The sequence below is a fragment of the Bacillus cereus group sp. MYBK30-2 genome, assembly GCF_051915945.1.
Classification (GTDB): Bacteria; Bacillota; Bacilli; order Bacillales; family Bacillaceae_G; genus Bacillus_A; species Bacillus_A paramycoides.
On sequence record NZ_JBQAFR010000001.1, the window covers coordinates 1,040,480 to 1,065,165 of the forward strand.

A 24,686-nucleotide genomic window follows, 5' to 3' on the forward strand; every position below is an offset into this window, starting at 1 on the left:
AAGCATCCGTGTATACGGATGCTTCTTCATGTTCATTCACAGTCTTCACATACTTCCCAGTATGGCCCCATCTCCACTGCAAGGTATGGCTTTAATTGCAATCGAATCATTCGACTTGGCATGCGTTCTAAAATGAATTGAATGCCATCTTCCTCTTCGTCTAACTCAACTTTCGAAATAGCAATTCTTTGCATAGTAGTGATGGGGCTTCCATCTTTATATAAAGTGATTTTCACCTCATCATATTCATTAAAATACAATTCAACACTCATTTGTTTTTTTAACATTTCATCAACAATTTCATATTTATCATTTTGTTCCTGGATTATATATTTCCAGCCGTCTATTCCCGCTTCTAGTGGAGCAACTTGAAATAATGTCACCAAATCCTCGTATAGCATAAGATAACCCCTCTCTTACTAAAAAACGATGAGTATTTTATATACCCTTTATCTCTATCACTATCCATGTTTATTGTACCATATATCAAGAATCTTACCCCATTCATTTGCTTCATAAACACATATAAAACATATAGTATTCTTATTTCATTCTCTGCTCACTAGTATAGCTTTTTGCTGACAACTAATCTCCTACTGATTATTAGCCCACACCAATCAGGCTTTTACGGGCAGCCCGAAAATAGCGGGATAAATATTTTGGATTTTATATAAAAAAGAAGAGTGACTTGTATCACTCTTCCCTCAAAAAAGTTTTCCCGTCGCTACTAATGCTAAAACTATAATTAAGCTTGCAAATAATAGCGATACAATTAAACTAAAAATCGGTAATACTTTCTTTTCATTCTTCCTAGATAATAACCTTAAACTAAGAATGATGTTTAATGGTACAAATATAAAATAAAAGTATTTAACGATTTGTAATGAGCTATTTGAAAGTGTTTTAAATACAAACACTTCAATTAAAAAAACAACAAAGAATAAAATACTTAACCAAAATGAGACATAACTAAGCCATGAATGTCTTTTCGTTCCCCAATACACTCCCATAATGATCTCCTTTAAACGTAGTCTATATTATATTAATTATACACCCACTAAACAAATTCCTCTATTTTTCGACAAACATTAAATAAAGTGAACCTCTAATCATTTATCCCGCATTAACGGGCAGTAAGACTCCCACCTCAAAATTCGGAGAATGCGAGGTGGGAGATCAACTGCCCGTAAACGCCCGATTGGTTCAACTAATAATCAGTGGGGGATGAACAAAACCCCCACTGATTAAAGTTTCACTTTATATCCCCCTGTTTCCCTTTACCTATTAGCTCACACTAATCCGGCTATCAGCTAAAAAGGCTGTCTCTAATAGCACAAATGCTATTTTGAGACAGCCTTTTTACACTTTAAACCTTTCAATTAACACTTGTAACTCTTCAGCCATTTGAGATAATGTACCAGCTGCAGAACCAATTTCCTCCATGGAAGCCAGTTGCTCCTCAGCTGACGCAGCAACACTTTGTGTACTCGTCGAGTTATTTTGTGCTGTCATTGCAATTTGACCAACTGAAATAGATACTTCATTTGCACCTTTTGACATTCCATTAGCCGTTTCAACCATCGTTTTTATTTGATCAGCAATTTCATTTGTAGATTGTAAAATCTCAGCGAAATTTTGTTTCGTTTCATTTGCGATAACAAGTCCAGATTGAACTTCTTCATTTACATTATTCATAGATTTTACTGTCTTACTCATATCATCTTGTATTTCACAAATTAATTTACTAATTTCACTTGATGATACGCTAGATTGTTCTGCTAACTTTCGTACTTCATCAGCAACAATTGCAAAGCCTCTTCCATGCTCACCAGCTCTTGCAGCCTCAATTGCTGCATTTAAAGCTAGAAGATTTGTTTGATCTGCAATATTTTGAATTACTTCTAAAATATCACCAATTTGCTTTGATTTGTTATTCAACAACTGAATAACAGCATCTGATTGTGAAACAGATTCCGCAATAGACTGCATTTGATTTACTGTTTTTCCGACTAGTTTTCCGCCATCTTCTGCTTTTTCACGAGTATGAGCAGAAGCAGCATTAATAGATAATGAACTATTTGCTACATGCTGAATCCCTTCTGTTACATCAAACAGTAACATGGCACCATTTTCAACACTTGATGTTTGCGTCGTTGCCCCACTTGATATTTCATCCATTGCCATTGTAATTTGTTCAGTCGCTTCACTTGCTTGTCTGACGCTTGCTGTTAACTCTTCAGATGCAGCAGCAACATGCCCTGCTGAAGTATTAATCCTTCCAATTAATGTACGTAATGAATGGGTCATCTCATTAAACCCTTTAGCAAGTTGACCAATTTCATCATTTGAATGTATTTGAATCGTTTGAGTTAAGTCCCCTTCACTTATTTCTTTAGAAGTGACAACTAATCTCTTTAACGGTTTCGTAATAGAAAGTGTCACGAAATAAATAAGCGCTCCTCCTACAACTAATGAAATCAGCATAACAATTAACATATTATAAAAAACAGGTTGAGCAGCTTCAACTACTTCATTTGAGTACATCGTCCCACCGATTTTCCAACCTGTTTTTAAATTTGTAGCGAATACCATTTTCTTCTCACTACCACCATAAGAGTATGAAAAAGTCCCATGATTATCTTCATAAATTTTCTTAGCCCAAGCATCATCTGCTTTGTCACCCGATTTCTCTTGAGGGTGGGCAATTACTTTTTGCTTCCCATCTAAAATGAAAGCATAACCTTTTTTACCAATATTGATTAACTTTGTTGTTTTTAATAAATTATCTAAGCTTAAATCTACTGCAACAACACCATTTTTATCTTCTGTTTGTTTTGCAATTGTTACGACAATATGTCCATTTCCTTGTGCCTTATATGGTTCAGTGACAACAATTCCACCTTGCTTATTCACTGCATCTTTATACCAAGAACGTGTCGTTGGATCGTAATCTGCTGCCATTTGTATATTTGGTTCTTGCACAAATTTCTTATCATTTCCTGCAACATATACTTGTTCAACATCTTTATTTAAGTTGATATATTGAGATAACATTTTCCTTATTTCATCTTGATTATCCCCTTGATACATATCACCGCGAATCACTCGCGCAAAGTTATTCACATCATTGAATTTTGCTTCGATCATTTGATTAATTAAATTATCCAATATTTTTATATTATCATTAGCGCTATTCATAATTTGTGACTCAAAATTCTTTTTAGCTGTTTGATAAGACATGCCCCCAATAACAGAGACAGCCGCAATTAAAATAACAAAAAATGAAGTTAATAACTTCTTTGCTACTTTCATATCTCGAAACCAACTTAATAGTTTACTCATTATAAACCTCCTGCATTTCAATATTAAGTTTTAAAGATAATATAGAGTTAGTTATGAATATATCCCATTCCCTAGTTCTATTTTTACAATTTTGTTTGATGAACACTTTGTAAAGTTTAAACAAATAAATTCTTTTTGTCCATATATACGAATAATATTATTATAAAATTTACAAATATAAAAAACCAAAGGAATAAACCCTTTGGTTTTTTACATTTTTTTATGTTGTTTAGAAATCTTTTTCCATCTATCTCGTTCTGCTCTTGCCAAAGTAATGTTTTGTTTTCTCATAACATATGCCAGCTCTCTTTGCAGCTTTTTATAGCTTAGCAAGCGCTCTACCACTATAAGTCCATTATCTATGGCACTGCGTACTCCACATCCTGGTTCACCTTCATGTTTACAATCTCGAAAGCGGCATGTTTTTGCAAGATCTTCAATATCAGAAAATGTGGTTTGAATTGCCGCACTTCCTTCCCAAAGTTGAAGTTCCCTCATACCAGGAGTATCAATTACTAAACCGCCACTCGGTAGTTGGAACAACTCACGGTGAGTTGTTGTATGTCTCCCTTTACTATCTTCTTCACGTATATCTCCGGTCTTAGCTACATCTGTTCCTATTAATGCATTTAACAAAGTGGATTTCCCTACCCCTGAAGATCCAACTAAAGCAATTGTTTTACCTGGAGCTACAAATTGTTGCAATGATTCGATTCCAACGTACGCTAAGCTATCAACAACGAAGATTGGAACACCGATTGCTACTGCTTCAGTTTCTGTAATTTTCTGTTCCACATCTTCACATAAACTACTCTTCGTTAAAACAATAACAGGCATTGCACCACTTTCATAAGCCAATAGCAAATAACGTTCCATCCTTCTTACGTTGAAATCATGGTTAAGAGCATTTACTAAAAATAGATAATCCACATTCGTAGCTATAATTTGTTCCTCAGTTCGGTAGCCAGCCTCTTGTCTAGAAAAAGAGCTTCTCCTTGGAAAAACTCGATGAATAATCGCCTTTCTCTCTCCTTCTATTTTCTTTATATACACCCAATCACCAACTGCCGGATAATCGCCCTTCGTTAACGCTTCATGACGAAATTTTCCAGACAGTTCCGCTACATATTCACCATCATTACAAATAATCCGATATATATGCTTATGCTCAAGTAAAATACGCCCTACTTCATAGTTCTCCACAGCTTGTTCTTCAAAAAAAGAATCCCAGCCGAACGATTCTAAAATATTTTGATTCAAATTGATATCCTCCCTAGTATAAGCTAAGTGGAAGGATAGTGCGCTCACTTATATAGTATCGCCCTTTCCATCCACCTTTGTATTTGGTTTATTGTTCATATAAGTCAATTTCGCCATAATACATCACCCCGTTCTCATTTTAATTACTCTCATTATATGGAATATCTCTTTAAAAAGCTACCTTATTTAACGTAATTTTCAAATAACTTATTTTTTAGCATTCTAATTTGTCCACGATGACTAATTTCATCTTCTAGCACGTGAAACCAAAGGTAGTGCTGATTATACGCTACGCCATTAGGCCACTTTCTTTCTGACATTAGCCATTCATCATCCTGTTCACTCAAACACTTTAGTGTTTCTTCTCGTACTTTTTGCAACAGTTGTACATAATGCTGTATTTCATGACCACGAATCGTTCTCCCCGCTTCTCCTAAATACAGTGCATCTTCCCATACTTCTAATTCTTCTTTTGTGAAGTCACGATTTTGAAATGAAATAAGCTGATGTACTTTTTCTATAGCTGCTATATGCTTTAGTAAAGCACCAATTGAATTTCCACCACTTGGCATAATTAAATCTAATTGCTCAACTGATAGATTTTCTATTTCCTGTAATGTTACCGCCCTCGTATGCTCCAGCATACTTACTAATTCACCTATATTTTTTGTATAACCATCTACACTTCTTACTCGATAATCTATATTCATATCACGCACCCCTTTCTGCATTCATATTATTGTAAAAGTTGTTCATATAATAGACTGAAATATATCGGAATTTTCTGTTATAATTAAATTGAATAAGGAATATACCCAAACAAACTTTCTCAATATGCTTATATGAAATATTAAAAGGAATCAATATGAAAAAATCGAATCTTATTCACTAAAAGGAGTGGATTCGATGGAAATGTATCAATGGCTAACTGCTGTTCTAGTTGGTGGCGTTACTGGCTTCGTTTCCCATCTGATCAATAACCAAGGTAAGTTATTGCTTCCACGCCGTTTAAAAACGTTTTTCCACTTTGGGTTTTTAACCGATATATTTACCGGTAGCCTAGCTGCACTTCTTGGACTTGTTTTATTCGATGCCACCTTAATTAAAGAAATTATAAAGGTATCAATTGTAACTGCCATTTCAGGCCAAACATTCCTTCTGCATCAAGCTCTAGGTGGTGAACAGGCTAAAAACACGCAAATTGGGAAAGCTGATGAGAAAATTCAAGAAATTGACAAACTATTACGACGTTAATCTATACTTTCTTTAAAAATTATTGTTATAATAAAAAATAAATATTTTCTATTGCGTCGTTTGTCAGAAGAAAGGGTGTTTCGTATGACAAAAAAGAAAATAGAAGATTTCTTAACAAACTCCGAAAAAGAGGAACTGCTAGAAAACTATAAATGTTTACGAGAAGCCCGTACAAAAAGCGAAGCTAACTATTTTGGTGAAGCAGTAGACCATCTATTAAATAAAGTAAAAAAGCGAATTATTGAAGAAGCAGGAATACATGATGAAAACGCAGCAACAGTTCAATCTAAACGAAAAGCACTGTTTTAGTACATAACTAAAACAGTGCTTTTTCTTTATAACGCTTCTATGATGCAATTCCCTTCTCATTTTCTACAGAAAGTTTTTCACTTTTCCTAAACAAAAGTAAAGAGATTATATATAATAGTGCCGTAAAACATCCTATAAACAAAAAATTATGGGAAACAGTAAATAATCCACCAGCTACTACCGCTCCAATCATTTGTCCAATATACATAGAGGCATTCGCAAGTGCTGCACCTGTTCCCCTTGCTGTACTCGACAAGTTTTGTAAACGTCCCATCATTAATACAAATAATATACCTGTTACAAAAAATAAAACGAAAAAGAATAATTCAACAAAAATTATGTTATTTAAGTGTGGCAGTAATACATATAGAAGTGCTGTAAATACAATTCCACCATAGAAAGACATGCTAAAGCCGATTTTATTCAAGATTCTAGGCCCCAAAATATTACCTGTTAAATTCCCTAATCCTAGTACGAGCATAGCTGTACCTATTTCATTTACGTGCAAGCCAAATTGAACTGCAAGCCAAACCCCAAAGAAAGAGAATGCTGCGAAATTACCAGTCTGAAAAATAAAATATGCAAAATAAGAGAGTGAAACCTTTGAATCTCTAAGTAATTGCTTATAGCGCTGTAAGATTGATTGTTTATTATCCTCTGTTTGAACAGGCTTTATTTCTGGTATAAAAACACCAATAGAAATAACGAGTAATGCTGACAGGATGCCAATGACAAAGAATGGTGTTGTATAATGTATCGTTGCTAAATAGGCCCCAATTGGCAGTCCAAGAATTTGAGCAACTGATAACCCCGCTGTTGCAATCCCAATTGCTTTCACAATTTGCTTCTTCTCTATTAGGAGTGGAATAGATGCCCACACTTGCGGGGATACAAACGCTGCACTTACACCTGCTAAAAATCGAAAAATCAGCATCCATAAAAAACTAGGTGCAATTCCACACAAAAACGTACTAATTGCGAAAAAAATCATACCTAGTATCATTACTTTTTTTCTGTTTAATCCATCTGATATAGGACCAGCGATAAGTGCAAATCCAGCATATCCTAAAGCATATGAACTCACCATCCATCCTGACAACTCCGTTGAAACATGATACACCTGTTGTAAAGTTGGCAAAAGCGGTGAAATTAAAAATGTATCCGTACCAATCATAAACATTATCATAAAGAATACACCTAGTACTCTTTTCATTTATGCCATCTCCTTATAGAGGAAAAGAGGGCGCTCCCCCCTTTCCTATTAATCCTCTAATATAGATTCAATTTTTTTCATATCCTTCTCATTCAATGAAACGTCCACTGTTTTTACACTTTCTCTTATTTGTTCTGCACGCTTTCCACCAGGAATAACAGCATCGATTCCTGGTTTATTTAATAGCCATGCTAACGCTAAATGAGACACTGCTATATTATTTTCTTTAGCTAAACCTTTTAACTTTTCAACTCTCTTAAAGTTTTTCTTATATGTATTTTCCTCAAAAAGATTTACGCCATTGCGCCAATCTTTTTCATTCACTTTAAAATCTTCTGTATATTTACCGCCTAATATTCCAAAAGCAAGTGGCCCATATGGAATAAATGAAATACCCGCTTCAATACAATACGGTAAAAGTTCTTCCTCTGCAGTACGATCTAGCATATTGTAAGGCGATTGTACAACATCTATATCTCCATATTGATTCGCTTCTTTTAATTGTTCTACATTTACATTTGATATCCCAATTGAACGAATTTTCCCCTCTTCTTTTAAACGGATAAGCTCTCCAATTGAATCTATGTAACTTGTTTCAGAGTTTGTAAAATGTAAATAATATAAATCAATATACTCTGTCTGTAATCTTCTTAAACTATTCTCCACAGCGTTTCTTAAATAGCTTGGCTCATTATTAATATAAACCTCTCCATTTAATAACGGCTGTATTCCACCTTTGGTAGCGAGTACATATTCATGACGCTTTCCTTTTAAAACCTCTCCTACTAATTCTTCTGATCTACCAAAACCATATGAGTCCGCTGTATCAAAAAATGTAATTCCTTGTTGAATCGCTTCTTCAATCATTTGTTTTCCTTCTTCTTCATTCACATTTGCATATAAATTATGTCCCCCTACTGCATTTGTTCCTAAACCCAATTGTGAAATATTTAATCCTGCCTTTTGTAAATTCGTATACTTCATTTTTTCTCCCCCTATATTTCTATTGTTCGATTATATTCGAACAATAGAAATATAGCACTTTATATGTTATAGTGCAACTAGAACAACTTATACAAGTAGGTGAAATGATGCGAACACTATATCATCCTAATCGTGAGGAAATTCAATTTTCCTCTGTCCTATATGCACTTAGCGATCAAATCCGCTTACAAATTGTAAATATGTTACTAGAGAAAAACGAACAATCTTGTGGTGCATTAAACATTCCAATTGCAAAATCAACTTTATCTCACCATTTCAAAGTTTTACGTGAATCAGGTGTAATGTATACACGTCTTGAAGGTACACAGCGTTTTATTTCAATTCGAGAAGAAGACTTGAATGCTAGATTTCCGGGCTTATTAAATGTCGTATTAAACGCGACAGAACCATACTAAAAAACATCTCATATTCATATGAGATGTTTTTTAGTAATTCCTATTCTTTTAATAAAGTGAAACTTTAATCAGTGGGGGATTTTGTTCATCCCCCCACTGATTATTAGTTGAACCAATCGGGCTTTTACGGGTAGTTGATCTCCCAACTAACTTCTTTGCTTTACAGCCGCATTTTGAGGTAGGAGTCTTACTGCCCGTTAATGCGGGACAAATCTATTAATCCATTTCCTTCAGATGTACGCTCATATCCTAAAGGTACGGTTCTTTTAATAAGTTGCGCATATATTTCTGGCTCTGATAGCTTTCTACCATATTCTCTCTCGCACTGCTTAATAAGAAGTGCTAACGCCCCAGCGACATGTGGCGTCGCCATTGAAGTACCACTTAATACCGCATATTTCCCCTCTGGATACGTAGATAGTATTTCATCACCTGGCGCTACTAAATCAATTTCTTGATTTGAATTACTAAAGCATGAAATTTTCCGCTCTAAATTAACAGCACCTACTTCAATTACTTCAGAATAAGCACCTGGAAAATCTAATTCGTCAGTATCATCATTACAATCTCCATCATTTCCTGCAGCGCATACGACAAGTACGTCCTGCTTTACTGCATTTTGAATAGCTTCATGTAACTCCGGTACATCTTGTGGACCACCGAGGGACATTGAAATAATTCTCACTTTCTCTTTATTCGGCCCCCTCCAATTCACTGCATAATGAATTGCTTCAATAATTTGCTCATAACTTCCAGAACCGTCTCCTGCTAATACTTTTAATACTAACAATTTAGCAAGTGGTGCTACACCTAAAACACCTACTCCATTTTCAGTGGCTGCAATTGTACCCGCTACATGAGTACCATGCCCATTATTATCAAGATAAGTATTTTGATCCCCTTCATAATCTTTCGTGAAATTTCTTCCACCAATAATACGATCCTTTAAATCTATATGATTTATATCACAACCTGTATCTAAAACGGCAACAACAATGTCTTTCCCTTTTACACTCTTTTCCCATACTTCCGGAGCGTGAATCAGTTCTACGCCTGGTGGTATTTCGTTTACTTGTTCCACTACTTTATTTACGGTAAACGGAATTAATTTAATACCTTTTTGTTTATTTGCTGTACTACTGTTCATCGTAATCCCTCCTGAAAATGTATTATTTTCATTTCAGACCACTAATTTAGATTTAAGATTCGTTTTATTCGCTCCATTTTCCTTCCTTTCAAATATTTCTCAATAAATAAAATAAAAGGACCTATTAAATGGTCCTTTTATTTTTCAGTTTTTCAAAAGAATAATATAAATTAAAACTAAATCTCACTCTTGTTCAAAAACTGCTCAATTTCTTTTATTACATGTTTTGCTCCTTCTATACTAACAGTAATGTTTCCATTTGCTAATGAAATATTTTGTTCTGAAACATCACCTGTTATTTGACAAGCATTGTAAGGTTGATATTTTTGTAAGATGACTTTGTCTTCTTCTACGAAAATTTCAAGTGGTGATTTGATTTGTATTCCTAATACATCTCGTAATTCTTTAGGAATAACTATCCGTCCCAATTCATCTACTTTTCGAATAATTCCTGTTGCTTTCATGTTACTCCCCCCTTACTCTCTATTAATTTTTTCACCTCGCTATTTTCATTTTATCACTATATATTTGGTAATGGTTGCCTCTTTTTAGAAAATATAGTATGAAAGTTAAAAAAACACATTCAACGAATATTCAATCTTTCTTTCAATTGTTTTAAATAACGAAATCGTATACTTATGAAGTATAGAACTTGGATACCTATGAAAATACTTAATACAACCGTATTCTCTTTAAAAAGTGAGTACTCAAACATTTGTCCTAATGCCGTTAATGCTACTGCCCCATGTAATGTTGCAACCCCAATTGGAACGAAGAATAAAAGCGCTAAGCGGATTGTGACTACTTTCGATAATTCTCCTCTTGTTAACCCAACTTTTCGAATCATTTCAAATAAACGAGCATCATCTTCTAAATCAGAAAATAATCGGAAGTATAGAAAACTTCCCGCACAAACGAAAAATACAATGCCGATAAAGAAGCCTACAAATAAAATAGGTCCTGCAATTTGCAAACTTTGATTTTGATCATACTCTTCTGCACTAAACGTTGACTGTTCTTGAGAAGGTTTGATCTGATGCGTAAGCTCTTTACCAATCTCAATTTCATCTTTCGTTCCTTCGGTTTTATACATATAATCTTTTTCTTCTTTAAATCCATCTTGTAATAAATCATATTGATTGTTAGAAATTACATACACTTTACCCATAAGTATTTTACTTAGTGAAGAATTATTAACTTTTTTCACATTTAAGGGCTCATTAGCATTTGGGAAAGAAATTTCTTTTCTTTCTTTTATCGGTGGTCCTGGTATTTCTGCTGATAAAAATAAAGCTTCTTTACCTGATAAGGTATTGAACGGTTCTCCAGTTAACTTCGCATATTCCTTATAATCAGCTTCTTTTATAAAAATGGAGCTTTTTAACGACTGCTCCTCCGTTTTCTTCGATGCAATATTTATTTTTGAAGCTACTATATTATGTTTCTTTAATTCTTCGTCAATGATCTTCAGATGCTGTGATTCATTACTATTTCCTTGCTTAGAATGATAATGAAACGAAATTGGTCTGTTCATAATTTCTTTCGTCATTGAAGCAAATCCAACCAATGTACCTATTGCTGAAAATGCTACAGTTGAAATAATCGTTACAATAAAGAACATTCTCGCGTTATCTCTCATGCGGTATGCTAAATCTGATAAAGTAATAATATTTGTTCTTGTCCAGTAGAAACGTTTACTTTTTTTACATAATCGAATAATAAAGACGCTTAACTGCTTATACAGTAAATACGTACCAATAATGACTACCGTTGTGACAGGTATCATCATAATAAATACCATTGCACCATGTGACATAAGAGCTCCTACATATCCTGCGCCCAGTAGTACTACCGCTAATATAGAAGAAATAATAGATGCTTTCGGTTCTGGCTTCGCCTCTGCTGATCCTCTAAACAATTTCATAATTTTATTTTTACGAACCATTCCTGCACTAAATAATGAAATGATAATAAATAATATAAAAAACATAACACTCGTTACAGCAATCGCTGACTTCGGTATGTAATAGGATAAAGAAATATCTAATTTTAATAACAATGGAGCTACAAAAATTAATATACCTGAAAACAACATACCTGAAAGAATACCTATAATAATTGCCCCGATGCCAATCATGATATTTTCAAAAAAGATAAGTCGCTTTAATTGATATTTCGTCATTCCAAGCATCATTAATATCCCTAGCTCACGCTTTCTCGTTTTTAAAAACATTCCCATAGAATATAAAATAAAGAAAAATGTAAATAAGTAAATAATAGACTGTGCAAAAGACATACTTACAAATACATATTGTCCTAATGTCCCTGCACTTAATGCTGGATGAAATGCAAAAAATGAATAAACAAAAAAAGCCATAATTGCAAATGCACTACTTAAAAAATAAGCCGAGTATGTCCGTCTATTTCGCGTCACATTTCGAAATGCGAGTTCTCTAATATTCATACTACTTCTCCGCCCTTCTACTAGCTATACTTTCATATTAGTAAAGTTCGGAAATAACTTCCATCGATTCAAATGACAAAAACCTTACATTATTGAAAGGTTTAAAAAAATTGCTTATACAAAAAAGTTTACTTATAATTACTACATTCATATTCATACACGCATCCTATTGTATATTCGTTAGTTTTGCGAAATAATAAAGGATAGAAGTATGTACCAATATACATATAAACTTATTAACCGTTTTAATATGAATAGGAGGAAAACATAATGACATTACAAGAACAAATTATGAAAGCATTACACGTTCAGCCTGTAATTGATCCGAAAGTAGAAATTCGTAAACGAATTGATTTCTTAAAAGATTATTTAAGAAAAACAGGTGCAAAAGGATTTGTACTTGGAATTAGCGGCGGACAAGACTCTACATTAGCAGGACGTTTAGCACAGCTTGCAGTCGAAGAAGTTCGTAATGAAGGTGGTAACGCAACATTTATCTCCGTACGCCTTCCATACAAAGTACAAAAAGATGAAGATGATGCACAATTAGCATTACAATTTATTCAAGCTGATCAATCTGTTGCTTTTGATATCGCTTCAACTGTTGATGCCTTTTCAAATAAATATGAAAACTTATTAGGAGATTCATTAACAGATTTCAATAAAGGTAATGTAAAAGCACGTATTCGCATGGTTACACAATATGCTATCGGCGGTCAACAAGGATTACTTGTTATCGGAACGGATCACGCTGCAGAAGCTGTAACAGGATTCTTTACAAAATTCGGAGATGGTGGTGCAGACTTATTACCATTAACGGGATTAACGAAACGCCAAGGACGTGCTTTATTACAAGAGCTAGGTGCAGATGAGCGACTTTACTTAAAAATGCCAACAGCTGATTTATTAGATGAAAAACCAGGTCAAGCTGATGAAACAGAATTAGGCATTACTTACGATCAATTAGATGATTATTTAGAAGGTAAATCAGTTCCAGCTGACGTTGCAGAGAAAATTGAAAAACGTTACACAGTGAGTGAGCATAAAAGACAAGTACCAGCGTCAATGTTTGATGATTGGTGGAAATAGAACATAAAAAAGAAGCTAATCTCATTTAGCTTCTTTTTTATATGTTAACGATATACACCTACTCTTTTCTCTAATAAATCCTGTAAGCAATCTTCATGTTGCTTATTAAATAATGGCGGCATTTCGTCTAACGGGAAAAACTTCAAATCTAACGTTTCATTTCCGTCTATTTTTTTGCTCCCTCCAACGATTGAAAACTTAAAGAATATCACAATTGCCTGGGCTTGATCACCATTCGGATATGTTTGAAAATATTTCGTGTACACTCCAATAAGCTCGTTTATTTCTACATCATATCCTGTTTCTTCTTTAATTTCTCGAATCGCAGTTTCCGCAGCCGACTCTCCTATCTCCATTGCGCCACCTGGAAAGCCCCAAGCATTAAAGTCTCCTCTTTTTTGCAGTAATACTTCTCCCTCTTTATTAAATACACAACCACCCGCAAAGTTTAAGAAAACATAATCATGCCCTACTTTTTTACGTAATTCTTTAATATAATCGTCCATCCTCTTCCCCTTTTCATACTTCTTCTATCGTTATTTCTTATTTGTTCCTAGCAATTCAATAATTCGATCTAGCTTCTGATTCATATTGATAATATGTTGTTTTTTTGCAGAACTGTTTCTTAATAACCTTCTGATAAACAAAGTAAATGATATGAAAAACAAAACAATAAATTAGATTACTAGATAAGTATATATCAATGTAAATATATTACTTTCGAACAAGTTCATTCAGCTTTCATATCCTCTCCTTTTTGACTTTATCACATAATTCTAAATGTTTCAAAGTAATCAATAAATATAAAAAGAGCACCTTTTACAGATGCTCTTCTTCATTAATTAATACGTAAATGTAATTGTCGCTAATGAATAACCTGTCATTGCACTATATGGCGCAACTTGATAAGATACACGCTTTGCACCTTTTGGCCAAGTTATTTCATCTAGTACTTTCTTTATATCTTGCATTGTTCCATCCATTGACTGTTTATATCGCACTTCTACTTTTTCTGGCTTGGAAGCAAATTGTTGCTGTAATTTTTTCTTAAATTCATTGTAATTTTCCGCTCCATATTGTGCAGACAAGTACTTTAAATTTGTTTCTTTTAACATCTGTTCATATACAGCAGTTTTTGAACTACCGGCTTTTATTTTGTTTGTTAATTCGTTGAAGTAACTTGTAGTTGCCGCTGGGTATTTACTTCGATCCCATTCATGGTCTTTGCTTAATTGGTCATCGGACATATTAAAATATGAATATGTTACACGTCCAGCTTTATCCGGCACAGGATCATCAAACGTAGTATCAAGGTGGTACCACTTGTTATCAATGTTTACTAAATTCCATGCGTGAGCTTGTCCATTTCCTTTTCCAGTTACAATATGAGATTGGATGCCCGCTTCTTTTAGTAATTGATATGTTAATAATGTATATCCTTGGCAAACTGCGGAACGATTCGCTAACGCTTCATATGCTGTATATGCTTGATAAGACGTATCATAGGATACATGTTTCACAACATAATCATGAATAGCTTTCACTTTTTCATGTTCATCCATGCCTTGTTTAATGATAGAATTCACAATTGCTTTCGACTGAGACTTTACATATTGTGTTTGCTCTTTTGATTCACGATACTTCACTTGTAATGTGAACGTATAATTCCCTGGCATCCCTTTTATAGAATATTTAGTAGACGCTACATTATATTTTACATATTCATCAGCATCTACAATTTTACTATACTCTTTATATAATTGATCCATAACATCTCTAGCATTTCTATCTTTCGTTTTATATGCAATTGTAATATTTTCATCTCGATTATCAATGTGTTTTTTTAATTCTTTTCGAAAATTATCCAATAATTTAGCATCTGATTGTGTAGTCACTACAGTCGATGTAGTAGCTGCGTAAGATACAGACGACGCATGTAAGCCACCCATTACAATTGTTGAACAAAGTGCGACAGCTGTCACATACTTATTTGTCTTTCTCATCTCGTCACTCCTTACATTCTATAAATATATGAAAAAAAGCATCGTATATTTTCAGAGTATACAATACTTTTCAGAAAAGGTCATATGAGATTATGCATATTTATTAATAAACATTATGAAAAAAGTTGTTCTTTTAGAAAAAGAACAACCCCTTCTTTAGCAAGTTTGTAACACACAACATGTATTTTCAAAACGTCGATTCTTCAAATCTTCATTTCCAATACAGAAATAAAGCATTCCTAATTCTCCCCAAACCATATTACAATTTTTATAATCAGAATCAATTTGGAATAAAAGCGTCATATGCTGCGGATCTACTCCCATATATTGTCCGATCTCGTACAATACTTCTTCTTGTACGGAGAATGGTTCTCCAAACATTTGATGATTATCATAGTTGTCTGGGATTAGCTCTTCAAGTAATTGCAAGAAACGATCTGAATCCGCCTCATCTTCAATGAAAAGCTCCGGTAATTTATACGTAAGTTCAAATGAAATTGTACACTGAGTAAATTGCGCCTGATCTTCATCTGCTCTTCTTAATTGCACTGCGGGAATATCATAATAAAGTACACGCCCAGCTTCACTTGGATTCACAGCTTCTTCAAAATAATTTTCAATACTAAAGAAATATAACATCCCTGTCTTAGGAAGATTATGATCCATGCCAACGTTTTGTAAATCACTTAAATTAAATTGTGCGATAAAGCGTAATGGATTCCCTTTGTATGTTGGATATTCAAATGCATCCGGCAAATCAGGAACTCCGCCCATCTTCGAACTACCTATCGCAATTGTTTCCTGCTGATTTGGCACAACTTTTATACAAGGAAATATAGTATTTACAAGCTCCTGTTTCAAATGCGCTAGTTCATATTTATCAATTAATACTTCAATTTTCTGCTTCATAAATTCTCCTTACATTTACATACTTATTTGTATCATAGCACAAAGATTATACTCCATTCATTGTAAATTCAACAACCTCTCAAAAAAACGGGCTCATCCCTCGTACGCGAACAAGTTTAAAAGAGCATAGTATACATTGTTCCTACAAACATGATATCTCATAATTTCTTACAGTATACTTTCCCTCGTTCATTTTCACTTTTAATATAAGGAGGAATTCCACATGGGTTACGGTGGTTTCGGTTACGGCGGTAGTTGTGGCGGTTACGGCGGCGGTTACGGCGGTAGTTGCGGTGGATGTGGTTATGGAGGTTTCGCTTTATTAATCGTTTTATTTATCCTTCTAATCATCATCGGGGCTAGCTGTTGGGGCGGCTTTGTAGGCTGCTAGTAAACTTAAAAACTATTGTAAAAAAGCACGTACAATACGTGCTTTTTTGCCATTTCAGAATTTATCCCGCTATTTGCGGGCAGTAAGACTCCCACCTCAAAATTCGGCTGTAAAAAAAGAAGTTAGGTGGGAGTCGGGCTGCCCATAAAAGCTCGATTGGTGAGGGTTAATAATCAGCGTGGAATACCCCCCACTGATTAAAGTTTCACTTTATTATCCGAAAGGGAGTATGTTTATGAAGATTGATGGTGTTTTCGAAGGAGGCGGTGTACGCGGAATTGCACATGTAGGAGCAATTTGTGCGTTAGCCGAAAAAGGTTATGAGTGGGAACGTTTAGCAGGGACATCAGCTGGTGCTATTATCGCAGCACTTCTAGCAGCAGGATACTCCTGTTCCGAATTAAAAACGATTATAACTGACATTGATTATAACAAATTTACTAAGAAGACTTTTCTTGATAGAATTCCCTTTATCGGTAAAGGATTAAGTGCATGGTCTACTCTAGGTATTTATTCAAATGCATTTCTCGAAGAATGGCTCGAAGACCTGCTTAAAAAAAAAGGAATTCATCTATTTACAGACTTACCTGATTTGAATAAACTCAAAATTATCGCTTCAGATATAAGCAATGGTAAAATGGTTGTCTTCCCTGATGATTTACCAAGCTACGGATTTTCGAATTATCGCTTCTCTATCGCTAAAGCAGTACGAATGAGTGGAACCATTCCGTTCCTCTTCGAACCAGTGAAATGGCGAACACCAAAATGGAAACAGCCTTGTTATATGGTTGACGGAGGTATTTTAAGTAATTATCCAATTTGGATTTTCGATTCACCTTCCTCGCCTCGCTGGCCTACCTTTGGATTTCATTTCGTAAAAGATGAAATTCAAGCTGATCCCGCCCACTATGAAGATCCTATCTCCATGTTCAAAGGCTTATTTAAAACGATGATGCAAGCTCATGATTTACGTCATTTAGATAAAGAATCAAAGGCAAGAACTATTACAATTCCAACAGGAACCATTACAAGTACTAATTTTCATTTAACTAAAGAAGAGAAAGAATGGCTCTATAACTCTGGTTATAACGCCGCTAATAATTTTTTACAATCTTGGAATTTCAGGCAATATGTTGATAAATATAGAAACGGAAATCAGGATCGAAAAACAAATCGTTTTTTCCGTCAGCTCGACTCATAATATTATTTTTTTCATTAAAGAGAGATCGATACTCTAAATATAAATAAGCCTAATAATTTAGTATGTTATTAGGCTTATTTACTTTCTGCATACTTCCACACATCGTTTAAGGATAAGTTAACCCTTTTGCTTCTTCCGCGGTAATTACTACGTAACGATTTCCTGTTCTTAATCCTAACAATTCAGCTTTTTCAATCGCGTCCTGCTTCGTCTCTGCATAAGCTGCTAAATATTTATCTCCGTCAATAATTTGACAAATCACATATTGTTTCATCCTTTTCTCCTTTTACCTTTTTATCCCGCTATTTGCGGGCTAATAACCAGTGTGGATGATCAAAAATCATACTGATTAAAGTTTCACTTTATTAATTGCGCTACCTTTTTTATCCCAATTTCAATTTCTTCTAAAGTTGCATAAGAATACGAAAGTCGTAAAAATTGGTTCGCACTTCTATCATACAAAGTACCTGGGTTTAATAACACCTTTTCTTGCAAAGTTTTTTCAAATACACTACGATTCGAAAAAGGTAGATTCATATGTAACCAAATATAAAAGCTCCCTGCTGACTCATGCCAAGTTGCAATTTCACTGCAATACTTTTCTAACATACTTATCATAAAATCTCTACGTTTTTTTAATTCACTTCTGATTAACTGTAAATGTTCATCATACAAACCATCTGTAAACCACTCTGCTGCAATTTGCTGGGATATAGAACTTGAACCATAATCTGTTTGCATTTTTATATCTGCTAATCTTTGAATAACTGGTTCAGCCCCAACAATCCAGCCAATTCTTAAACCAGGACTTATAACTTTGGACATGCTCCCGATATGTAATACTATCCCGTTTTTATCATATGCCTTTAAAGGCTTTGGAACTGGTGCATCGAACCATAAATCTTGATAGACTGCATCCTCAATAATAGGTAATCCAATTTCATTACATATACCCATCACTTCTTTCCTCTTCTTAGCATTCATACTAAAGTTCGTCGGATTATGAAAAGACGGAATTGTATATAAAATCGATGCATTAAATTGCTTCTTATATTGTGTAATATATGAAGTGTTTATACCATTCTCATCTATTGGCATTCCTATCAAGCGCATTCCTGTTGATTGAAAAACATTAATAGAATATAAATATGATGGTTTTTCTAATAGAATTGATGCTCCTTTTGGAAGTAGCCCCATGGAAATAAGCTGCAGTGCTTGAATTGCCCCTGAAACAATTAAAATAGAGTCAGGGGATACATAAACATCATGCCCTTTTAAATATTCCGCAATTTTTTCTCTTAGATGGCGATTTCCTTTCGGTTCTTCATACCCAAGTGGAACATTTGTCTTTATAAACTTATTAATAATTCTCTTCATTTTTTCCTCAGGTAAAAGACTCGGTGAAAGCTCGCCAGTTCCTAATCGAATTACATTGGGATAAAATTCAGCTTGATTAATCTCTTGTATAGCAGGAAGATTCGGATAATGAAGTCCTGTTTCTACATAAGACTGCCAGTTAGGTGGCGGGGCATATGTTGAAGTATTCTCGCTATTATTTACAACAATTGTTCCCTTCCGGCCGTTCCCCTCAATATAGCCTTTTGCTACTAATTCATCGAACGCCATTACAATTGTACTTCGATTCACTTCAAATGTTTGTGCCAAAGCTCTTTGTGAAGGTAATTTCGTTCCAACTGTCCATTCCCCATTAACAATTCTTCCCTTTATGTATGTTTCTATTTGTTTATATAGTGGAATAGACGAAGACATATTAGGTTTCCATTCTAATCTTTCCATCCTATCACCCCACATTCATTTTGGTTGGTCGACTATCCAACCATATGGATGGATACAATTTCTCATTTCCTCTATACAATATACACTATCATAATTAATTACACTAAGTAGGAGGTAATATAATGAGTGAAGCAATTATTCACGGTATCATCCTTGCATTTGGTCTTATCATCCCATTAGGTGTCCAAAATGTTTTCGTCTTTAACCAAGGCGCAAGTCAACCAAATATTTGGCGCGCTGCTCCTGTAGTCTTGACTGCATCTATATGTGATACATTATTAATTTTAATTGCTGTACAGGGTGTATCCCTTGTACTCCTTACTTTTTCTTGGTTAACAACTACCTTGTATATGATTGGATTTTTCTTTCTTATGTATATGGGCTGGGTTATTTGGAAAAGCAATCCTTCAAATGATGTACACCAAGAAAAAAGCATGCCTTTAAAAAATCAAGTTATTTTCGCCGCATCGGTTTCATTACTAAATCCACACGCAATTTTAGATACAATTGGTGTAATCGGAACAAACTCTATACAGTACATAGGAAGTGAGAAATGGGCTTTCACTTTTGCAACAATTATAGTTTCTTGGATTTGGTTTATAAGCTTAGCTATGGCTGGAAAATTTCTAAAAAGACTAGACTCAACAGGAAAAACGATCATAGTATTAAATAAATTTTCAGGGCTAATCATCTGGGGCGTCGCACTTTATATGTTAAAACAAGTTATTTTTCCTAATTAAATAAAGTGAAACTATAATTGGTGGGGGCTCATCCCCCACCAAACGGGATAAAGAGAACCCCATGCTAATTACACATCATGCAATTCTCTTTCCAATTATGAAGTTGGTTCCGGTTTTTGTTTTTGCACCATGTTATCTTTTGCTGGTTTAATCCAAATAATTGCTATGACAGCACCAATAGCAGCGAAGATACTTGTTAAATAAAACACTTCATGGTCCGCCCCTTTCATAAAAAAAGAATAAAGGGGTGGTCCAGCTGCTACACCGATAAATCGCATTGAACTATAAAATGACGTAACTGTCCCCCTCTGCTCTTTTTCAATTCCTTGAGTAATAAGAGCATCTAAACATGGTAACGCAATACCAATTCCTATCCCCATAATAACGAGACAAAGAAGTAGCAAATAGATTCCTTTTAGGAATAAAGGTAAGACGGTAGATGCAGCAGCCAGTAAAAATCCAATATAAATACACTTTTTCATAATATCTTGTTTATCTCCAATTTTTTTACCAGCCATATATGAGCTAAGTGATAGCACCAGCAAAGGAATAGCGAGTACGAACCCTTTCCATATACCATGAATATCGTACTTCGACTCCAGTATAGTCGACAGATAAAAAAGGATCCCGAATAAAATAAGCATAATAATTGCACCTAGTATAAAAATGGCAACTAACCATCTTCCCTTTTCTCGAAACGTAGAGATAATAGACTGAATAAATTCTTTCAATGGTGGGACTTCTTCTTGTTTCTTCGCCTTTACTAGTACTAGTAATAAAACAATCGATATTACACATAAAACTGGAATCGCCCAAAATGGTAAGAACCATACAATAGCCGCAAGAGCAGATCCTAATATAGGACTCAATACTTTTCCAAATGTATTTGACGTCTCGATGATTCCTAAACCTGCACTAACCTGCTTTTCATCTTTGTACAAATCACCAACGCATGGTATAACAACTGGCATAGCTCCAGCAGCTCCTACCCCTTGAATTGCTCTTCCGATAAGAATCCAAACATAGGGATTATCAACTTTCCATGATACCCATCCCGTAATCGCTCCTCCAATAGCTGCAATTACTAAACTTGGAACCATTACCATCTTGCGTCCCCATCTATCTGATAAATAACCAGCAATTGGTATAAGTAAAATCGCAATGATAGAATAAATTGTAATAATCATGGATACTTGGAAAGATGAAATATGTAATTTCTTTTCAATGGTTGGCAGGATTGGAATAAGCATTGAATTACCTAATGTCATAACAAGTGGAACTGATGCAAGCGCAATTAAACAACAGTTTTCTTTTTTTAACATGTTGATTTCGGAACCTTTCATCATATATTTCTTACCATATAATAGCCCTGCTGGAACTTAATTTTACATTCCACCAGGGCTATTACATCTTTACTACTTTCCATTTACAACAAAAGAAATTGGTAAAAATATAGCTTTACTCCTATTCTTTGAATCCAGTTCACAATATATCCATACCAATTAATTGAAAATAAAAAAAGAAAGGAAGAATCCTTCCTTTCTCCTATAACCTTCTACATTTAGCGAGTATATCCACCACCAAGCTGTTGTTCTGCCATCGCTACAAGGCGTTTTGTAATTTCACCGCCTACAGAACCGTTTGCACGTGAAGAAGTATCAGCTCCAAGTTGTACACCAAACTCTTGTGCAATTTCATATTTCATTTGATCTAGAGCTGCTTGTGCTCCATTTGATGCTAATTGATTAGCGTTACGATTTCTAGCCATTACCGATCACCTCCTTATATATATTAAATTGTATCAAATCCGATATTAAATACCTGGTAATTTTTGGTTAATTATTTTTTTAAAAAAGAGTCTCCACAACGAGACTCTTACATCATTTCACATTATGAAGTTACTACTTCTAATTTTCTGTTTGTTAATACCTTCATTACTAAACTTTTCGTCTTTTTACAACATTAAATCCGTATTTTTTAATAGCCGTAAGTTTAATTTACATAATATAATTATTCAAACCTAAATTGATAATGTTTTATATAAACAATCCATATCTCGCCACACATATGCTATTTCTTCTATATTCAGTCTTGCTAAAAATTTTGTATCAATTTTTTCAGGATTATATTTTTCATAAAATTTTTTAGAAGGATTATTAGAGACAACCCAAACTAAAAGAGATTGCATATTATTTTTTTTACAATCTGATAGTAAAGCTTGAAATAAACGTTGTCCTATCTTCATCCCTTGATACTCTTGTAAAATGTATATTGCATATAATTCCCCATCACAATTATATGTCCCCGTTCTTTCAGTCCCACCATCGATAAATCCGATAATTTCCCCATTTAACGTCTCTGCCACAAACCTATATTGATGCCCGTCTTCTTTTTGAAAGATACTTTCCCATAGCTTTTCTCGTTGTTCATACGTTATATTGTCTAATATTTCATTAGAGAATATCCCTTTATACGTTGTTTTCCAGCTATCTACATGAACCTTTGCTATTGCCGAAATATCCTCTTTCGTTGCCCTTCTAATATGTATCTCCATCATTTACATCCCCCTTTGTAAATAATTATAGCAAAATGTTTTTTTCATTAAAAAAAAGAGTGAATTTTCATCACCCTTTTCAATCTTTTTTATCTACTTTCCACTTCAACAGATACAACATGATCGATTTCTTTTAGAGAACTATATAACTCAGTTGTATATAAATCTTCCGGAGCTAAAATAACCATTTCTAATTGCTGAGATGCTCCATTATCAATATCTTTAATTTTCACTCGCTTCACTTGCATATTTAAATTTTTAATTTGCTTAAAAATCCCGTCTAACTCTCGATGTTTGTTTACGGTAATTTTTATAGACAAGTCCTTTTGTCTCAATGAATACGGGCCTGCAATTTTCACAAGTTGAGGAAGTACATTAATTGCTAATATAATTAAAATCATGGCAACAGTAGCATGTACATAAAATCCTGCTCCAATCGCAATACCTAGTGCTGAAGCAGCCCATACCATAGAAGCTGTCGTTAATCCTGAAATAACGTCATTACTTCTTCGTAAAATTACCCCTGCTCCAAGAAAACCGATACCACTTACAATTTGGGCAGCTAATCGCATTGGATCCATATTCGTATGTCCTGGAACAGAATATACATTCACTGATTCAATTGAAACCATCGTAATTAAACAACTCGCTACAGAAATAACCATACTTGTTTTCACTCCAAGCGGTTTATTCTTTAGCTGTCTATCTATTCCGATGAATAATCCTAAAAAGAGTGCTAAACCTAATTTGAATAAAAATTCATATGACATATTTCATTCTCCTTACTTTACAATGTTTTCCTTCGAATAATACACTATAACTCTTTTATGATATCAATTCTAGTCTTTTCTATTCATCCAGCAACAAAAGCCGAAAAAACATTTTTATTACAATGTTTTTTCGGCTTTTTCTATAGTTTTTTATCGAGATTAAGATACTCCTTTATTTCTGTTCTTTAATCTTAATCTGTGCATCTTTGTAAAATGCTAATTTACTGTCATTATACTCTTTTGTATGTTTGTTAAATTGTTCTTTCGCCTTTTGAGCTTCCACATTTAACTCATTAACAGTTTTAACTTTTTCACCAATTTCTTTTAACTTCGTTTCTTTTACTTTTAATTTTTCATACAGCTCTTTTTCATTCGCTAGCGCCTTCGTGTAATCCTCATTCATTTTTTGGAATGCATCATAACGGTTTTTATACGACTCTTCTACTGCTTTAGCTTGTTTTTGTAATTTCTTATCTTCAAGCTTCTCTATATTGCTTTGAACTGATTTCGTCTCCTTCTGAGCTTTCTCTAACAGTTCTTTCTCGTTTTTCAATACTTTCTCACGCTCATTTACATTTGCAGTAGCTTCCTCTATCTTCTTCGTGACTGCTTCATTATGTTCTTTACCTTCTTGTAAAATTTGAGAATATAGTTCTTGCCCTTGCTTTTCTAATTGCTCTAACTTTTTCGTATCATCAGCTAACGATTTTTCTTGCGTCGCTGCTGTTTCAAAAGCCGTATATAAATTTTCTTCTGGTTTTTCACCGAAACAACCTGATAATAATCCTACTGATAATGCTCCAACTACTGCTACTTTTCCATACTTCAACTTCAATTCCTCCA

At 34.2% G+C, this 24,686-nt stretch carries 28 protein-coding genes; 7 read left to right on the top strand and 21 right to left on the bottom strand.

Features of this window, described 5'->3' with window-relative positions; genetic code table 11:
* Nucleotides 1-32: 32 nt before the first annotated feature.
* From ACTFQM_RS05410 to ACTFQM_RS05430, 5 genes are all read right to left on the bottom strand, one after another.
* Nucleotides 33-401, bottom strand: coding sequence for a DUF3979 family protein (locus tag ACTFQM_RS05410; protein ID WP_440033675.1), 369 nt, complete (start codon nt 399-401; stop codon nt 33-35).
* Nucleotides 402-704: 303 nt separating this feature from the next.
* A complete protein-coding gene (locus ACTFQM_RS05415) occupies nt 705-1,010 on the bottom strand; it encodes a hypothetical protein (protein WP_440033676.1) in 306 nt (101 codons plus the stop codon).
* Nucleotides 1,011-1,359: 349 nt separating this feature from the next.
* The gene (locus ACTFQM_RS05420) at nt 1,360-3,342 is read right to left on the bottom strand and encodes a HAMP domain-containing methyl-accepting chemotaxis protein (RefSeq protein WP_440033677.1); all 1,983 of its coding nucleotides are present in this window, start codon (nt 3,340-3,342) and stop codon (nt 1,360-1,362) included.
* Between the two features lie 210 nt (nt 3,343-3,552).
* Complete coding sequence (gene rsgA / locus ACTFQM_RS05425) at nt 3,553-4,602, bottom strand: ribosome small subunit-dependent GTPase A (RefSeq protein ID WP_440033678.1); 1,050 nt, start codon at nt 4,600-4,602, stop codon at nt 3,553-3,555.
* Nucleotides 4,603-4,784: 182 nt separating this feature from the next.
* On the bottom strand, nt 4,785-5,312 hold the full coding sequence (locus tag ACTFQM_RS05430; protein WP_440033679.1) for a DinB family protein: 528 nt from the start codon (nt 5,310-5,312) through the stop codon (nt 4,785-4,787).
* Nucleotides 5,313-5,508: 196 nt separating this feature from the next.
* Here ACTFQM_RS05430 and ACTFQM_RS05435 point away from each other — a divergent pair, with 196 nt between their 5' ends.
* Nucleotides 5,509-5,856, top strand: a complete 348-nt coding sequence (locus ACTFQM_RS05435; RefSeq protein ID WP_440034388.1) for a DUF4257 domain-containing protein — start codon at nt 5,509-5,511, stop codon at nt 5,854-5,856.
* Between the two features lie 84 nt (nt 5,857-5,940).
* Nucleotides 5,941-6,165, top strand: coding sequence for a hypothetical protein (locus ACTFQM_RS05440; RefSeq protein ID WP_002171494.1), 225 nt, complete (start codon nt 5,941-5,943; stop codon nt 6,163-6,165).
* 37 nt (nt 6,166-6,202) lie between these two features.
* Here the strand turns inward: ACTFQM_RS05440 and ACTFQM_RS05445 are convergent, their stop codons facing one another.
* Both ACTFQM_RS05445 and ACTFQM_RS05450 read right to left on the bottom strand, forming a co-directional pair.
* Nucleotides 6,203-7,378, bottom strand: a complete 1,176-nt coding sequence (locus tag ACTFQM_RS05445) for an MFS transporter (protein ID WP_440033680.1) — start codon at nt 7,376-7,378, stop codon at nt 6,203-6,205.
* Nucleotides 7,379-7,426: 48 nt separating this feature from the next.
* Nucleotides 7,427-8,362 (bottom strand): aldo/keto reductase, encoded by a 936-nt coding sequence (locus ACTFQM_RS05450; protein WP_440033681.1) that lies wholly within the window; start codon nt 8,360-8,362, stop codon nt 7,427-7,429.
* 107 nt (nt 8,363-8,469) lie between these two features.
* Here ACTFQM_RS05450 and ACTFQM_RS05455 point away from each other — a divergent pair, with 107 nt between their 5' ends.
* Nucleotides 8,470-8,778, top strand: a complete 309-nt coding sequence (locus ACTFQM_RS05455) for an ArsR/SmtB family transcription factor (RefSeq protein WP_025149967.1) — start codon at nt 8,470-8,472, stop codon at nt 8,776-8,778.
* Nucleotides 8,779-8,965: 187 nt separating this feature from the next.
* Here the strand turns inward: ACTFQM_RS05455 and ACTFQM_RS05460 are convergent, their stop codons facing one another.
* From ACTFQM_RS05460 to ACTFQM_RS05470, 3 genes are all read right to left on the bottom strand, one after another.
* Nucleotides 8,966-9,925 carry a serine protease gene (locus ACTFQM_RS05460; RefSeq protein WP_440033682.1) on the bottom strand — a complete coding sequence of 320 codons (960 nt, stop codon included), beginning with the start codon at nt 9,923-9,925 and terminating at the stop codon, nt 8,966-8,968.
* A 176-nt stretch (nt 9,926-10,101) separates the two neighbouring features.
* A complete protein-coding gene (locus tag ACTFQM_RS05465) occupies nt 10,102-10,389 on the bottom strand; it encodes an AbrB/MazE/SpoVT family DNA-binding domain-containing protein (RefSeq protein ID WP_002171490.1) in 288 nt (95 codons plus the stop codon).
* Nucleotides 10,390-10,508: 119 nt separating this feature from the next.
* The gene (locus tag ACTFQM_RS05470; protein WP_440033683.1) at nt 10,509-12,389 is read right to left on the bottom strand and encodes an FtsX-like permease family protein; all 1,881 of its coding nucleotides are present in this window, start codon (nt 12,387-12,389) and stop codon (nt 10,509-10,511) included.
* A 270-nt stretch (nt 12,390-12,659) separates the two neighbouring features.
* Here ACTFQM_RS05470 and nadE point away from each other — a divergent pair, with 270 nt between their 5' ends.
* Nucleotides 12,660-13,478, top strand: a complete 819-nt coding sequence (nadE, locus tag ACTFQM_RS05475) for an ammonia-dependent NAD(+) synthetase (protein ID WP_440033684.1) — start codon at nt 12,660-12,662, stop codon at nt 13,476-13,478.
* A 44-nt stretch (nt 13,479-13,522) separates the two neighbouring features.
* Here the strand turns inward: nadE and ACTFQM_RS05480 are convergent, their stop codons facing one another.
* The 4 genes from ACTFQM_RS05480 to ACTFQM_RS05495 form a co-directional block, all read right to left on the bottom strand.
* A complete protein-coding gene (locus tag ACTFQM_RS05480) occupies nt 13,523-13,984 on the bottom strand; it encodes an NUDIX hydrolase (protein ID WP_440033685.1) in 462 nt (153 codons plus the stop codon).
* Between the two features lie 30 nt (nt 13,985-14,014).
* Nucleotides 14,015-14,152, bottom strand: coding sequence for a DUF4083 family protein (locus ACTFQM_RS05485; RefSeq protein ID WP_427309415.1), 138 nt, complete (start codon nt 14,150-14,152; stop codon nt 14,015-14,017).
* A gap of 168 nt (nt 14,153-14,320) precedes the next feature.
* Nucleotides 14,321-15,481 carry a transglutaminase domain-containing protein gene (locus ACTFQM_RS05490; protein ID WP_440033686.1) on the bottom strand — a complete coding sequence of 387 codons (1,161 nt, stop codon included), beginning with the start codon at nt 15,479-15,481 and terminating at the stop codon, nt 14,321-14,323.
* A 156-nt stretch (nt 15,482-15,637) separates the two neighbouring features.
* Nucleotides 15,638-16,390: a YwqG family protein gene (locus tag ACTFQM_RS05495; RefSeq protein ID WP_440033687.1), complete on the bottom strand. Its 753-nt coding sequence runs from the start codon at nt 16,388-16,390 to the stop codon at nt 15,638-15,640.
* A 223-nt stretch (nt 16,391-16,613) separates the two neighbouring features.
* Between ACTFQM_RS05495 and ACTFQM_RS05500 the strand changes: the two genes are divergently transcribed.
* A complete protein-coding gene (locus ACTFQM_RS05500; protein ID WP_440033688.1) occupies nt 16,614-16,781 on the top strand; it encodes a YjcZ family sporulation protein in 168 nt (55 codons plus the stop codon).
* Between the two features lie 235 nt (nt 16,782-17,016).
* Nucleotides 17,017-17,982, top strand: a complete 966-nt coding sequence (locus ACTFQM_RS05505; protein WP_002171482.1) for a patatin-like phospholipase family protein — start codon at nt 17,017-17,019, stop codon at nt 17,980-17,982.
* A gap of 106 nt (nt 17,983-18,088) precedes the next feature.
* Here the strand turns inward: ACTFQM_RS05505 and ACTFQM_RS05510 are convergent, their stop codons facing one another.
* Nucleotides 18,089-18,256, bottom strand: a complete 168-nt coding sequence (locus ACTFQM_RS05510) for a DUF3933 family protein (protein WP_002171481.1) — start codon at nt 18,254-18,256, stop codon at nt 18,089-18,091.
* An 83-nt stretch (nt 18,257-18,339) separates the two neighbouring features.
* A complete protein-coding gene (locus ACTFQM_RS05515; RefSeq protein WP_440033689.1) occupies nt 18,340-19,779 on the bottom strand; it encodes a PLP-dependent aminotransferase family protein in 1,440 nt (479 codons plus the stop codon).
* Nucleotides 19,780-19,901: 122 nt separating this feature from the next.
* Here ACTFQM_RS05515 and ACTFQM_RS05520 point away from each other — a divergent pair, with 122 nt between their 5' ends.
* Nucleotides 19,902-20,519 (top strand): LysE/ArgO family amino acid transporter, encoded by a 618-nt coding sequence (locus ACTFQM_RS05520; RefSeq protein ID WP_440033690.1) that lies wholly within the window; start codon nt 19,902-19,904, stop codon nt 20,517-20,519.
* Between the two features lie 95 nt (nt 20,520-20,614).
* Here the strand turns inward: ACTFQM_RS05520 and ACTFQM_RS05525 are convergent, their stop codons facing one another.
* The 5 genes from ACTFQM_RS05525 to ACTFQM_RS05545 form a co-directional block, all read right to left on the bottom strand.
* A complete protein-coding gene (locus ACTFQM_RS05525; protein WP_440033691.1) occupies nt 20,615-21,865 on the bottom strand; it encodes an MFS transporter in 1,251 nt (416 codons plus the stop codon).
* Nucleotides 21,866-22,080: 215 nt separating this feature from the next.
* Complete coding sequence (locus ACTFQM_RS05530) at nt 22,081-22,287, bottom strand: alpha/beta-type small acid-soluble spore protein (protein ID WP_113734644.1); 207 nt, start codon at nt 22,285-22,287, stop codon at nt 22,081-22,083.
* 252 nt (nt 22,288-22,539) lie between these two features.
* A complete protein-coding gene (locus tag ACTFQM_RS05535) occupies nt 22,540-23,076 on the bottom strand; it encodes an N-acetyltransferase family protein (RefSeq protein WP_440033692.1) in 537 nt (178 codons plus the stop codon).
* Nucleotides 23,077-23,162: 86 nt separating this feature from the next.
* Complete coding sequence (locus ACTFQM_RS05540; RefSeq protein WP_002171475.1) at nt 23,163-23,843, bottom strand: MgtC/SapB family protein; 681 nt, start codon at nt 23,841-23,843, stop codon at nt 23,163-23,165.
* A gap of 172 nt (nt 23,844-24,015) precedes the next feature.
* Entirely contained in the window at nt 24,016-24,672 is a 657-nt protein-coding gene (locus ACTFQM_RS05545; RefSeq protein WP_002148654.1) for a YkyA family protein, read from the bottom strand.
* Nucleotides 24,673-24,686: the final 14 nt, after the last annotated feature.